The 13,262-nt window shown below is 68.0% G+C and carries 14 protein-coding genes; 12 read left to right on the forward strand and 2 right to left on the reverse strand.

Going from position 1 to position 13,262, the window contains the following annotated elements:
• Positions 1–11: 11 nt before the first annotated feature.
• The gene (locus KR541_RS32215) at positions 12–1,391 is read right to left on the reverse strand and encodes a glycosyltransferase family 87 protein (RefSeq protein WP_216090070.1); all 1,380 of its coding nucleotides are present in this window, start codon (positions 1,389–1,391) and stop codon (positions 12–14) included.
• Positions 1,388–2,626 carry a glycosyltransferase family 87 protein gene (locus KR541_RS32220; RefSeq protein WP_050015347.1) on the reverse strand — a complete coding sequence of 413 codons (1,239 nt, stop codon included), beginning with the start codon at positions 2,624–2,626 and terminating at the stop codon, positions 1,388–1,390. The genes KR541_RS32215 and KR541_RS32220 overlap by 4 nt, the downstream gene beginning before the upstream one ends.
• Before the next feature lie 1,048 nt (positions 2,627–3,674).
• Between KR541_RS32220 and KR541_RS32225 the strand changes: the two genes are divergently transcribed.
• From KR541_RS32225 to KR541_RS32280, 12 genes are all read left to right on the forward strand, one after another.
• The gene (locus KR541_RS32225; RefSeq protein WP_050015345.1) at positions 3,675–3,866 is read left to right on the forward strand and encodes a Flp family type IVb pilin; all 192 of its coding nucleotides are present in this window, start codon (positions 3,675–3,677) and stop codon (positions 3,864–3,866) included.
• 148 nt (positions 3,867–4,014) lie between these two features.
• The gene (locus KR541_RS32230; protein ID WP_050015343.1) at positions 4,015–4,206 is read left to right on the forward strand and encodes a Flp family type IVb pilin; all 192 of its coding nucleotides are present in this window, start codon (positions 4,015–4,017) and stop codon (positions 4,204–4,206) included.
• 83 nt (positions 4,207–4,289) lie between these two features.
• Entirely contained in the window at positions 4,290–4,496 is a 207-nt protein-coding gene (locus tag KR541_RS32235; protein ID WP_124555503.1) for a Flp family type IVb pilin, read from the forward strand.
• 28 nt (positions 4,497–4,524) lie between these two features.
• On the forward strand, positions 4,525–5,064 hold the full coding sequence (locus tag KR541_RS32240; RefSeq protein WP_050015339.1) for an A24 family peptidase: 540 nt from the start codon (positions 4,525–4,527) through the stop codon (positions 5,062–5,064).
• Positions 5,065–5,107: 43 nt separating this feature from the next.
• Positions 5,108–6,508: an ATP-binding protein gene (locus tag KR541_RS32245; protein ID WP_050015337.1), complete on the forward strand. Its 1,401-nt coding sequence runs from the start codon at positions 5,108–5,110 to the stop codon at positions 6,506–6,508.
• Between the two features lie 35 nt (positions 6,509–6,543).
• A complete protein-coding gene (cpaB, locus tag KR541_RS32250; RefSeq protein ID WP_124592664.1) occupies positions 6,544–7,383 on the forward strand; it encodes a Flp pilus assembly protein CpaB in 840 nt (279 codons plus the stop codon).
• 104 nt (positions 7,384–7,487) lie between these two features.
• On the forward strand, positions 7,488–9,419 hold the full coding sequence (locus KR541_RS32255; RefSeq protein WP_050015334.1) for a type II and III secretion system protein family protein: 1,932 nt from the start codon (positions 7,488–7,490) through the stop codon (positions 9,417–9,419).
• A 20-nt stretch (positions 9,420–9,439) separates the two neighbouring features.
• Positions 9,440–9,736: a hypothetical protein gene (locus tag KR541_RS32260; RefSeq protein ID WP_050015333.1), complete on the forward strand. Its 297-nt coding sequence runs from the start codon at positions 9,440–9,442 to the stop codon at positions 9,734–9,736.
• A 25-nt stretch (positions 9,737–9,761) separates the two neighbouring features.
• On the forward strand, positions 9,762–11,033 hold the full coding sequence (locus KR541_RS32265) for a pilus assembly protein TadG-related protein (protein ID WP_124630120.1): 1,272 nt from the start codon (positions 9,762–9,764) through the stop codon (positions 11,031–11,033).
• A gap of 13 nt (positions 11,034–11,046) precedes the next feature.
• Positions 11,047–11,580, forward strand: coding sequence for a TadE/TadG family type IV pilus assembly protein (locus KR541_RS32270; protein ID WP_050015329.1), 534 nt, complete (start codon positions 11,047–11,049; stop codon positions 11,578–11,580).
• A complete protein-coding gene (locus KR541_RS32275) occupies positions 11,577–12,020 on the forward strand; it encodes a TadE/TadG family type IV pilus assembly protein (RefSeq protein ID WP_050015327.1) in 444 nt (147 codons plus the stop codon). Before KR541_RS32270 ends, KR541_RS32275 begins: the two co-directional genes overlap by 4 nt.
• A 22-nt stretch (positions 12,021–12,042) precedes the next feature.
• On the forward strand, positions 12,043–13,251 hold the full coding sequence (locus KR541_RS32280; RefSeq protein WP_050015325.1) for a CpaE/TadZ family protein: 1,209 nt from the start codon (positions 12,043–12,045) through the stop codon (positions 13,249–13,251).
• The last annotated feature ends 11 nt before the right edge of the window (positions 13,252–13,262 follow it).

Raw genomic sequence — 13,262 nt, forward strand, 5'->3', positions numbered from 1 at the left:
GTGATGTCGTTTTACCGGTGGGCGCCGAGCGTCAGGCGGCCGGTGCGGCGCATGCCGTGCGCCGGGCGGTGGTGCGGTCGGACCGGGTGCGCGAATTCGGTCTCGGTCGAGATGTCGCGCGCGTCGGGCATCGACGGCACGTCGCGTCTTTCCTGGGCGATCCGGCTGACGAGCAGCGCGAGCGACGCGAGCGTCACGAGCGGCATGAACTGGAACGACAGATGCGGCACGATCGCGAGGCTCGCGAGCGGCATCGGCCACAGCAGCATCAGCCATTCGCGATCGAAGCGCCGCCAGCCGTGCGTCCACGCATAGCGTGCGTACCACGCGATCACGATGCCGTACCACGTCAGGTCGTAGTCGTACAGATAGGGGCTGACGAGCAGGCATGCGCATGCGAGGGTCGCGGCGCGCAGCGCGTACGAACACGCGCCGCGCCACGCATAGACGACCGCGATCGCCGCGCCCGCCGCCGACAGCAGTTGAAGGCCGCGCGCGACGAGCGCGGGCCAGCCGGCCATCGTCGCCAGCGCGAACATGGTCGGCATGCGCGCGAGCTTCGCGTGGCCGGTGCCGACGATCGTATAGACGTGGGCGATCAACTGGATGAACGCGATCCATGGGCCGACGCCGAACGCGAGCGTCGCGAGCAGCGCGCCGACGGCGATCGTCGCGGCCCATGCGCCCAGCGCGCGCCATTGGCCGGCACACAGCAGCGCGAGCGGGAACAGCACCGCGAGCTGCGGCTTCATCGTCAGCAACCCGAAACAGATGCCGGCGCAGACGGGGCGGCGGTTCAGCGCGAGCAGGCCGAACGCGGCGAGCGTCGCGGTGAAGAGGCTCGTCTGCCCGACGATCACCGTGAGGAACGCGCCGGGGAACGCAAGCGCGCACAGCCACGCGGCGTCGCGCTGCACGGTCGCGCGCATCGCCCCGGCGAACAGCGCATACGTGATCGCGAGCCACAGCACGAGCGCCAGCGTGTACGGCAGCCAGCCGAGCGGCAGCACGAGCAGCAGCATCGTCGGCGGATAGAGCCACGGCAGCGTGCCGTCCGCGAGGGTCATCGTCGGGATGGCGAGTTGTTGCACCGCGAACAGCGTGGAGTAATGCCACGCGTCGGCGCCACGTCCGTGCGCGGCGAGCCATGCGGCGCTCCAGACCGGCGAGAAATCCTGCGACAGCGGCTCCAGCGCGCCGTCGTGCGACAGGTGCATGCGGATCAGGTAAATGCCGATGAACAGCAGCTCCGTCAACAGCACGCCGGCGGCATAGAGCCGTACGCGATCGCGGTTGAGCCAGTGCGGATGGCGGCGCGGGCCGGCGATCGGGAGTTCCGGATGCAGGTCGGCGGCCGAGTGCGCGTGGCGGGCGAACGATGGCGTTTTCATCGTGCGCTCCGCGAGGCAAGCGCCGTGCGGCGCACCACCACGAACAGCACCGCGAGCAGCACGACCGGCCCGATCTGCGGCAGCTTCATCAGCCGGTTCAGCATTTCGAAGATGGGCAGCAGCCACGCCAGCACGAGGATGCCCTGGTCGCCGGGCAGCCAGCCTTCGTCGAGACCGTGCGCGATCAGGCAGAAGACCGCGATGCCGAGCCACGTCAGTTCGTAGTTCCACAGGTACGGCGTCGTCAGCAGCGTGGCGACCGCCAGCACCGCGCCGCGCAGTCGCATGTCGCGCGTGCGGCGCCATACGTCGACGGCCGCGGCGAGTGCGACGAGCGCGACCGCCGCCTGCGCGGCCAGCGCGGCCGCCACCGGCGCGCCCGCCAGCCGCAGCGCGGCGAACGGCGTCGGCGACGCGAGCCAGTACGACGCGAGCATGAAGTGCTGCTCGCGCACCGTCGACATCGCATGACTCAACCCGTGCAGCGCGGCGGGGCCGGCCAGTGCGACGCCGGCGGCCGCGAACAGCGTCGCGCTGAGCCCGGCCGCCGCGAAGGTGCGCCATGCGCGCGTCGCGATCAGCACGAACGGGAACACGACCGCGAGTTGCGGCTTGATCGCGAGCAGCCCGATCAGCACGCCCGCCACGACCGGACGCTTGCCGAGCAGATGCAGCGCGAGCGCGGCGAGGCCGGCGGTCAGGATGCTGTTCTGGCCGAACAGCGCGGACATGCACACGGCCGAATACGCGACGACGACGAGCGCCGCGGCGCGCGGCACGGGAAGATGCGCGCGCAGCCCCGACAACCGCGAGACGGCGAACGCGTAGCATAAAAGACTGCCCGCGAAAAAGAGGAAGTAAGCGGGCAGGAAAGGCACGAGGGCAACCGGAGCGATGAACAGCAGCATCGTCGGCGGATAGAGCCAGGGAAGCGGCCGGTTTTGCAGATACGCACCGAAGTGCGCGAACTCGGCCTGCAGGAATGACGACGTGTCGTAGGCCGCCGCGGCGTGGCCTTGCAACACGAGATGCGATGCGGTCCAGAAGACCGAGAAGTCGGTGCCGGGGCGGGCGGTGGCGTTCGACGTGAAGCCGTCGGTCACGACACCCCAGACGATCAGCAGCGCAACGAAGAGCGCCAGCATGATGCAGCTGTACGGAATGATCCGGTCGGCCGTCAGCCATTGAGCACAGCGTATTGCGCGATCGCGCGTTCCACGATTGGCTGTGTACATGATGCCCCGTCTGTGGTGTGGCCGCGTGGTCTGTCGCGGCCGTTCGATGTTGTCGTGCCTGCGGATCGATCGCTCTGAAATGGCGTTGTCCGTGAATTCATTGTTGAAGAAAAAAACGCGTGATGCAAACCAGGCACGGCCGGACGGCATTGAATGTGTTCAGCGATTCGGGCGAAAACCGCCATTTCTGGTATGAGAAAACGCCGCCGCCGGAATTTGTGTTTCTGGCCTGAAACATTCCGTGATTTTTACCGACCGGGCATGCCGCCGAACCCGCGACGCTCGGGCAACGCGCGGCGTTCGGGAAAATCCCGAGAAAATTTTTTAGGCCCTTTGTGCAGCGCGATGACGGGGTTTCATGCCGGCTGCATGCGCCCGACCCGCATATATCAAAGTTGAAACATTTCGGCAGCCGGGCGTTTGACGGGCTGGCGTGCGGATCGCCGAAACCCTTGGTACGCCTCGATTCCGCCCGGGATGGTCCGCTCTTTGCGTAAGCGTTGGCACGGCAGTCGACGACGTGGCGAGCGGGCGGTTCAGGCAACAGGCAGCGGAACCGGCTCGCGAATCGCCTGCGGCAAGGATGGTCCGGAGCGCGTCGGGGAACAGCGGCTCCAGATCCATCAACCGCGGGAACCGTCGTCGAACGACCCACCAGACCTGGCAGCTTCCGGGCAATAAGAAATCGGCATGGCAGTACATGGGGAATAAAAATGAACGACCACAGCACATCGCGGATCGCAAGCCGCGTTAAAGACACATTGCAGCTTTGCCGGGAGTTCCTCTCCCGTTCAACCGGATTCCATGCGTCGAATGGCCGTCGTGCCGTTCCGGTCGCTCGACCTGCCCGATTCATCCGGCCGGTCGGACCGTACACGCGTCTCTCATGCTCCGTCTCGCCGATACCCGTTCGTACGAACCGCGGTAGTCCGCCCCGTTTCCGCGACTGATTGTCGGCTTCCGATTTCTAGCGTAGTGCCGGTGGTGCCCACCCCCGACGTCTTGACCGACGAAGGGTATTTCATAGCAGTCCGAAAGGAGAGTGCTCATGTCAAGAATCATCGAAAAGATCGCGTGGTTCGTCCAGGATCAGGACGGCGTGACGGCCATTGAATACGGCCTGATCGCCGCGCTGATCGCAATCGGCATCGTCGCCGCGCTGGCGACGGTCGGTACGGATCTGAAGACCGTGTTCAGCACGATCGCCGCGGATCTGGACTCGGCGGTAGCAGGCCTCTGATGGACGGTACGACGAACGGTTTGTCCGATCGTTCGAATCGTTCGTCGGCGCCACACGGCATCAACGATATTCCTCGACGTATCGATGCACGGTCGTCCGACCAGCCGGTGCGCGAGGGTTTTGAAAGTCACCACGCAAGGAGAACACCATGTCCAAGTTCATTCAACAAGCCGGCCGTTTCATTCGCGACGAAGACGGCGTGACCGCCATCGAATACGGCCTGATCGCCGCGCTGATCGCCATCGGCATCATCGCCGCGCTGTCGACCATCGGGAAGGACCTCAAGACCGTGTTCAGCACGATCGCGGCCGACCTCGATTCGGCGGTTGCAGGCATCTGATGCACCGCGCCGCGGGCGGCTCGGCTGGTGCAGCATTCGAGCCGTCCCCGGCCATCCCGATCAACCGGAAACCGGAGACCATCATGCAAGCCTTCGCGCGTGTCGCCCGTCGCTGGATCGCCGACGAACGGGGTGTGACGTCGATCGAATATGCATTGCTCGCGTCGATGTTCGCCGTCGCGGTACTGGGCAGCGTCGTCACGCTGAAGGGCTCGCTCGTCGATACGTACGAGATGATCGCCGCGGCCGTGAGCGCCGCCTTGACCACCGCGTTGTCCATGGTTTCCTGATCCACCGATTCGATACGCGAGGTTCGCCATGTTTCCCGTTGCGCCGCCTTACCCGGTTCCGTTGTGCGTGACGCTGCTCGCGATCGCCGCGGCCAGTACGGACATCGCCAGCCGTCGCATTCCGAACCGCCTCGTGTTGCTCGGCCTGGCCGGCGCGCTGGTTGCGCAGTGCCTGCTGCACGGCGTGCTGGCCGGCGCGCTCGGATGGCTCGCCGGAGCCGCGACCGGCTTCGGCCTGCTGCTGCCGTTCTACCTGTTGCGCGGGATGGCGGCGGGCGACGTGAAGCTGATGCTCGCGATCGGCGCATGGGTCGGCGCGGAAATGACGTTTTACATCGTGCTGGCCACGTTCGTGGCCGGCGGGGTCGGCGCCATCGCCTACGCGCTGCTGCGCGGGCGGATGCGCCAGATGTGGGCGAACGTGCGCACGCTGATCGTGCGGCGCTCGCGAGCGGCGCGCGCCGAGGCCGACGACGGCCCCGTCGAGATCGCGTCGGTCGGCACGCTGCCGTACGGCGTGGCGATCGCGGTCGGCACGCTGGGCATGCTGTTCGCGTCGTGCGCATAGCGCGGCGGATCCGCAACGAGGACGCAACGAGGACGGAGCGACCATGAACACGAACCACACCGAACCGAGACGCGACGCGCAGGTGGCACGCCTGCCCGATCCGCCGCCGTCGCGGGAGATCCATACGAAGCTGGGCGCGCAGCTGCCCGCGGCGCCGCGCACGCTCGCGGAAACCGGCCTGAGCACGACGTTCGTCGCCGGCCTCGTGCTGAAGTCGACGCTGATGCTCGGCCGCCCGTCGTACGGCGACCTGGTCGAGCGGCACTGCCTGCCGCTCGCGGTGCTCGACGACGTCTTTGCGTTCCTGGTGCGCGAGCATCTCGTCGAGCTGACCCATCGCGGCGCGACCGATCTCGACGTCACGTTTCGCCTGACCGACGCGGGCCGCGTGCTCGCGCTCGAGGAACGGGAACGCAGCGGCTACAGCGGTCCCGCGCCGGTCACGCTCGACGCGTATCTCGCGAACGTGGCCGCGCATTCGGTGCGCAAGCTGCACATCGGCCAGAGCGACGTGTGGGCGGCGTTCGAAGGCGTCGTGATCGACACGTCGATCCTCGACTCCGCCGCTGCCGCGCTGAACGCCGGCCGGCCGCTGCTGATCTACGGCCCTGCCGGCAGCGGCAAGACCTTCCTCGCCGAACGGCTCGGCACGCTGATGCATGGTCGCGTACCGATCCCGTACGCGATCTGCGCGGCCGGCGAAGTGATCCAGGTCTACGACCCGCTCCTGCATGTCGACGCAGCGTCGCAGGCCCGCGGCCAGTCGGTCGACCGTCGCTGGCGCCTGTGCGAACGGCCGGTCGTGATGTCCGGCGGCGAACTGACGCTCGGCGAGCTCGATCTTCGCCGCGACGAAGCAGCCGGCTTCTATCAGGCGCCGCCGCACATGAAGGCGAACATGGGCATGTACGTCGTCGACGATCTCGGCCGCCAGCGCGTCGAGCCGCGCGACCTGCTCAACCGCTGGCTACGTCCGCTCGATCGCGGCGTCGATTTCATGACGCTCGAATCCGGCAACCGCTTCGTGATGCCGTTCGACGTATGGCCGGTGTTCTCGAGCAACCTGGCGCCGGAGCAGTTCTGCGACGACGCGTTCATGCGCCGCCTCGGCTCGAAGCTGCACGTCGGCGCGATGTCGATCGATCACTACCGCGCCGTGTACGACGCGGCCTGCACGTCGCTCGGGCTCGTATCGGCGAGCGATGCTTTCGACTTCCTGCTGCACCGGCTGCATTTTCCGACCGGCAAGGCGTTTCTTGCCTGTTTCCCCGTGGATCTGCTGCGCCTGGTGGCCGCCGGTGCGCGGTATCGCGGCGATCCGCCCGAAGTGACGCACGACGCGCTTTACGACGCGTGGGCGAGCTATTTCGGCTCGGCGCCCGAACGTGACGACGGTCGTCCGCCGCCCGTCGAGCGCGGAGGCCGCACGTTCATCACCGGTTGAGCCGTTTCTTTCACGATTCGTCGAGGAGCATTGCCATGAAAAACAGTCGAGCGCTCATGATGCTGGTCGTCGCGATGATCGCGGGTCTCGCCGCGGTCGTGTTCGCGTCCCGCTGGCTGGTACAGACATCCACGAGCTCGGTCACGTCCGTCGCGGTGGCCACCACCGACCTGAACCTGGGCGAGCCGCTCGGGCCGAACCAGATCCACATGGTGAGCTGGCCGTCGGGCAGCGTGCCGACCGGCGCGTTCACCGATACGAAAACGCTCGAAGGGCGCGTCGTGCGCACCAGCCTCGCGCGCGGCGAGCCGGTGATCGAGTCGAAGCTCGCGCCGGTCGGCACGAAGGGCGGGCTGTCCGCGGTGATCGCCGACGGCAGCCGCGCGATCACGGTGCGCGTGAACGACGTGGTCGGCGTCGCGGGCTTCGCGCTGCCGGGCAACTACGTCGACGTGATCGTCAACACGCAGGAACAGCAGGGCAAGACCGACGGGCAGAGCATCTCGAAGATCGTGCTCGAGCACATCCTCGTGCTCGCCGTCGCGCAGCAGGTCAGCCGCGACGACACGGCGCCGAAGGTGGTCAACGCGGTGACGCTCGAAGTCACGCCCGACCAGGCCGAACGGCTCGACCTCGCGCGCAGCGTCGGCACGCTGTCGCTCGTGCTGCGCAACCAGGTCGACCAGAAGACGCTGACCACCGGCGGCGCGACCAAGCTGACGCTGCTCGGCAAGGAGCCCGCACCGGCAGCGGCGCCGGCGCCCGTCCAGGTGCGGCCGGTCCGTGTGCACGTCGCGTCGCATGCGGCGCCGGAAGTGCGGCGCGACTGCGTCGGCGTGCTGACGGGCGTGAAGGGCAGCGTCGAGTGTTTCTGAAGCCAAACCAACCAGCCAGATAAACAAACCGGCCGCCGGCAACGCGCGGCGGCCTTGGAAGTCGATAACCGGCACGGCGCCGGTCTCTCGGGGGATCAGACGAAATGAAGATCAAACCGCAACGCACAGGTACCGGCCCACTGCGCACACGCGTCGCACGGGGCACGATGATGGCCGCGATCCTCTGTTCGGGATGGCTGACCGTATATGGCGCACTCGCCCAGGAAGGCATCGAATCGGCGGTGCTGACCAAGGGCGGCGCCAGCGCGCCCGCCGCGGCCGGCAAGGGGCCGATGCAGATGACGATCAGCATGACGCCGGCGCCGGCCGCCGCGCCCGCCGCGTCGGCGGGGCCGCTGCGCGGGCCGAACTGCGTCGGCGCCGTGCGCGAATCGACCAGTGTCGCGGTGCCGCTCGGCAAGTCGCTGCTGGTGCCGATGCCGGAGCCGGTCCGCAACCGGACGATCGGCAATCCGGCCGTCGCGCAGGCGACGATGGTGTCGCCGCAGACGCTGTACATCCTCGGGCTCGCGGTCGGCACGACCAACATGATCGTGCAGGGCAGGAGCGGCGCATGCCGCGTGATCGACGTCGCGGTCGGCGCGGACGCCGGCGGGCTGCAGGCGTCGCTGCTGCAACTGATGCCGAACGAGCGCGACATCCATGTGTCGACCGCGGCCGGCACGATCGTGCTGGCCGGCACCGTGTCGAGCTCGCAGGCCGCGCAGCAGGCCGTGCAGATCGCCCATGCGTACGGCGACAGCGCGGGCGAAGGCGCGGGCGGCGGCAAGCAGGGCGGCGGCGTGCTCAACATGCTGAACGTCACGTCGCCGCAGCAGGTGATGCTCGAGGTGAAGGTGGCCGAGGTGTCGAAGACGCTGATCAACCAGATGGGCAGCGCGTTCAACATCCAGGGCGGCTTCGGTTCGTGGAGCGGCGCGCTGGTCAGCAACCTGCTTGCCGGTGTCGCGAGCGGCGCCATCTTCAACAAGGCGAACAACAAGCCGTTCAGCATCGCGGCCGACGCGCAGAACACCGACAACCTCGTGAAGATCCTCGCGGAGCCGAACCTCGTGACGATCAGCGGCCAGGAAGCGACGTTCCTCGCGGGCGGCAAGATCTTCATCCCGATCCCGCAGAGCGGCAGCAACGGCGTCTCGTCGATCACGCTGCAGGAAGAGGAGTTCGGCGTCGCGCTGAAGTTCACGCCGACGGTGCTGGCCAACGGCCGGATCAGCCTGAAGGTCGCGCCGGAAGTGTCGGAACTGTCGCAGACGGGCGTCACGCTGAGCGCGTCAAACATCGGCGGCACGTCGATCCTGCCGCTGATCACCACGCGGCGCGCATCGACGACGGTGCAGATGAGCGACGGCGAATCGTTCGCGATCGGCGGGCTGATCAAGGACAACGCAAGCGGTGCGCTGAAGGCGATCCCCGGTGTCGGCGAAGTGCCGGTGCTCGGCGCGCTGTTCCGCAGCACGTCGTTCCAGCAGGACCGCACCGAGCTGATCTTCCTGATCACGCCGCACCTGGTGAAGCCGCTGCAGACGGCGGACGTCGCGCTGCCGACCGACAGCTTCTCGAAGCCGAGCGAAATCGACGTGTATGCGACCGGCAACATGGAAGGCCGCCGCGGCGTGCGCAAGGCAGGCGCCCAGCCGATGCAGCCCGCGAACGGTGCGGCCGCCGCGCCGCAGACACCGGCCCAGGCGCCGGCACCCGCTCCGGCGCCGAAATCGGAAGCACCGGTCGTGCCGGCCGCGCTGCCCGCGCCGCGCGCGCCGCAAGCCGACGTGCAGCAACCGGTGCCGGCCGAGCCGCCGAAGGCGCCCGCGCCGGTCGCGGCCGCCGCGCCGCAGCCCGATGCGGCCACCGCGGCGCGCGTCGCACGCATCGAAGCCGCCGCCGCGCGTCTTGCGGCCGCCGGCGCCGAACCGTCGGACCAGCCGTCGGCGCGCACCAAGCACCGGACCGCGGCGGCGCCCAACGCGCAGATCGCGCGTACGGGTGCGGAACCTCAGTCCACCGATCGTTGAAGCCATCCAAGGGGAAGCTCATGAAATCCGCCTACCTCGTATTCGTGCGCCGCGCGGCGCTCGCCGTCCCGCTCGCGTTCGCGCTTGCCGGCTGCATGTCGTCGACCCCGGTGTGGGACAGCCGCTTCGGCGATTCGGTCCGCACCGTGATGCACGCCCAGATCATCGACCCGCATGCCGGCGAACATCCGGCGTCGGCGCCGGGGGTCGACGGCAGCGCCGCCGCGGCCGCGCTCGACAACTACGACAAGTCGTTCAAGCAGACCGTGCCGCCTGCCAATGCGTTCGTGATCGGCATCGGCAAGGCTACCCAATAACGACGGCATGCTCAGGGAGAACGCCATGAACCGCGCAGCCCGCTATCCGAAAGTCACGCGTCGCAGCCTGCATCGCCAGCGCGGTGCCGTCGCGATCATCGTCGGCCTCTCGCTGGCGGTGATGATCGGGTTCGTCGGGCTCGCGCTGGATCTTGGCAAGCTGTACGTCACGCGCAGCGAACTGCAGAACAGCGCCGATGCCTGCGCGCTGTCGGCCGCGCGCGACCTGACCTCGGCCATCAGCCTGTCGGTGGCCGAGGCCGACGGCATCGCCGCCGGTCACCTGAATTTCGTGTTTTTCCAGAAGACGTCGGTGCAGATGTCGACGAACGCGAACGTCACGTTCAGCGATTCGCTGACCAACCCGTTCCTGGCGAAGAACGCGGTCACGAACCCGGCGAGCGTCAAGTACGTGCAGTGCACCGCGACGCTGAGCAACATCGCGCACTGGTTCATCGAGGTGCTGAACGTGCTGCCGGGCACGAAGCTCGCGAATGCGGCGGAAGTGTCGGCGAGCGCGATCGCGACCGTCGGCGGCGGGCAGACGACCTGCGCGATTCCGGTGTTCGTGTGCCGTGGTCCGTCCGATCCGGCCTACAAGGTCGGCGACTGGATCACGTCGCCGTCCGGATCGTCGTCGACCTACGGGCCCGGCAACTTCGGCTGGGCGGCGCTCGACGGCTCGACGAACGAGACGACGCTCGCGAGCGAGCTGTCGGGCAATACCTGCAACATCACGAGCCCGCCGGACCTGGCCACCACGGGCCTGAAGTCGGCGTCGCTGCGGGCCTGGAACACGCGCTTCGGCATCTATACGAACGGCGCGAATGGTTCGAGCGGCCAGCCCGACTTCACCGGCTACGCGTATGTCGGCCCGAACTACGGGCCGCCGGGAACGCCGGGCATCAAGGGCGACGCGTACACGCAGTTCGTGGCCGACCGCGCGAGCTTCAAGCCTTACCAGGGCGACGGCGCACCGCCGTCGGGCAGCGGCATCGCCACCAACGGCACGGCGACGGCGAGCAACTACGCGACCTACGGCAGCGACCGGCGCCTCGCGCTCGCGCCGGAGGGCGACTGTTCGACGCTGAAGGGCACCAGCGGCAAGGTGCACGTCACGCAGTGGGATTGCGTGCTGATGCTCGATCCGCTCCCGTTCAGCGCCGGCAGCGGCGCCATCGTCGCGCATCTGGAATACCTCGGCTCGTCGGTGTCCGGCAACAACCCGTGCGCGACGCACGGCTTGCCCGGCAGCGGCAGCGCGTCCGGAACCCAGGTTCCGATGCTCGTTCAATAGCGGAGAGACGATCATGAAGAAGCCGTCGATTCGTCGTTCGCGCACCCGCGGCGCCGTCGCCGTCGAGTTCGCGCTCGTGCTGATGCCGATGATCATGCTGGCGACCGGCGTGGCCGAGTTCGGCCGGGCGATCTACCAGTACGAGACGCTGACCAAGGCGACCCGCGACGCGGCGCGCTACCTGTCGGTCTGGTTGCCGACCGACAGCGCGTATCCGGTGGCGCAGGCGCAGTGCCTGGTCGTCTACGGCAGCACGACGTGCGGCACGTCGGGCACCGAGCTGGTGCCCGGGCTCACGACGTCGATGGTCACGATCTGCGACGCGCAGCACACGACCGGCTGCAGCGATGCGTCCGATCCGTCGCAGTTCGCGAACCTGCCGACCTACGATTCGAACAACAACGCGGCAAGCGGCACGGCCACGGGCGCGATCAACGTCGTCGAAGTGAAGATCAGCGGCTACAAGTACCAGCCGATTCCCGCGTACCCGGGGCTGCCGTCGATCACCTTCGGCAACATCGTCACCGTGATGAGGCAAGTGTCATGAACGCGCGCCATTTTCCGCTGTCCCGCCGGCGCGCGCAGCGCGGCGCGGCGATCGTCGAATTCGCGCTGATCGCGACGGTGCTGATCATGCTGCTGATCGGCATCTTCGAGTTCGGCCGCGTGCTGTTCTACTGGAACACGGCGAGCGAGGCCGTGCGCCTCGGCGCACGCACGGCGGTGGTCTGCGACGTGAACGCCGCGGGCGTCGTGAAGCGCGTGCGATCGCTGATGCCGCTGCTGTCGAGCGCGAACGTGTCGGTCAACTACACGCCGTCGAGTTGCGACGTCAACACGTGCTCGTTCGTGACGGTGAGCGTCACGAACGTCACCGTCAAGACCATGATCCCGTTCATGAACGTCACGCTGAAAATGCCGCCGTTCACGACGACGCTGCCGCGCGAAAGCCTGAATTCCGCGACGGGCGGCTCCGCCTGCAACTAATCGACAAGACGAGGCACACGACATGATCAATATCCTCGTAGCTTCCGACGATACCGCGCGGCTTTCGCAGATCGCGCGTCTCGTGGCCGACTGCGGACGCTATCGCACGACGCGCGCCACCGGCCGCCCGTCGCAGATCGAACATCGCACCGACGGGCTCGACGCGTTCGACATCCTGCTGGTCGACGGCGCGTCGCTCGAGCCGTTCGAGCTGTCGGCGATCGAGCGCATCTGCCGCGCGCATGCGGGCCTGACCTGCATCCTCGTGACGGCCGACGCATCGCCGCACGTGCTGCTCGATGCGATGCGTGCGGGCGCCCGCGACGTGCTGCAGTGGCCGCTCGATCCGCAGGCGCTCGGCCACGCGCTCGGGCGGGCCGCCGCGCAGAGCACGCGGCGCGATACCGACGACACGCGCATCGTGTCGTTCATGTCGTGCAAGGGCGGCGCCGGCACGAGCTTCGCGGCCAGCAACGTCGCGTTCGAGATCGCCGAGGGCTTCAAGCGCCGCGTGCTGCTGATCGACCTGAACCAGCAGTTCGCCGACGCGGCGTTCCTCGTCAGCGACGAAACCCCGCCGTCGACGCTGCCGCAGCTATGCGCGCAGATCGAACGGCTCGACAGCGCGTTTCTCGACGCGAGCGTCGCGCACGTGACGGAAAACTTCCACGTGCTGGCCGGCGCCGGCGACCCGGTCAAGGCCGCCGAGATGCGCGAGGACGCGCTCGAATGGATTCTCGGCGTCGCCGCGCCGCGCTACGACTTCGTGATCTTCGACGTCGGCGTCGGCATCAACCCGCTGTCGATGGTCGCGCTCGATCGCAGCGACCAGATCCAGCTCGTGCTGCAGCCCGCGATGCCGCACGTGCGCGCCGGCCGCCGGCTGCTGGAGATCCTCGTGTCGCTCGGCTACTCGACCGACCAGTTGCGGCTGATCGTGAACCGCGCGACGCGCGCGAGCGAGCGGACCCGCACCGCGCTCGAGGAAGTGCTCGGGCTGCAGGCGGCCTGCACGATTCCCGACGACGCCGACACCGTGCTCGAAGCGATCAACCAGGGCCATCCGGTGTCGCGGCTCGCGCGCGGCTCGGCGGTCGCACGGGCGTTGCAGGGCCATGCGAAACAACTCGTCGACGGCGAGGTGCGCGCGGGACGCAGCGCGACGCACAGCGAGCCGTTGATGTCCCGGCTGTTCGGCCGCAAGGCCACGCCGAAGCTCAAGTCGATGTAATTCTTACGGGG

The organism is Burkholderia sola (genome assembly GCF_905400185.1).
Taxonomy (GTDB): Bacteria; Pseudomonadota; Gammaproteobacteria; order Burkholderiales; family Burkholderiaceae; genus Burkholderia; species Burkholderia sola.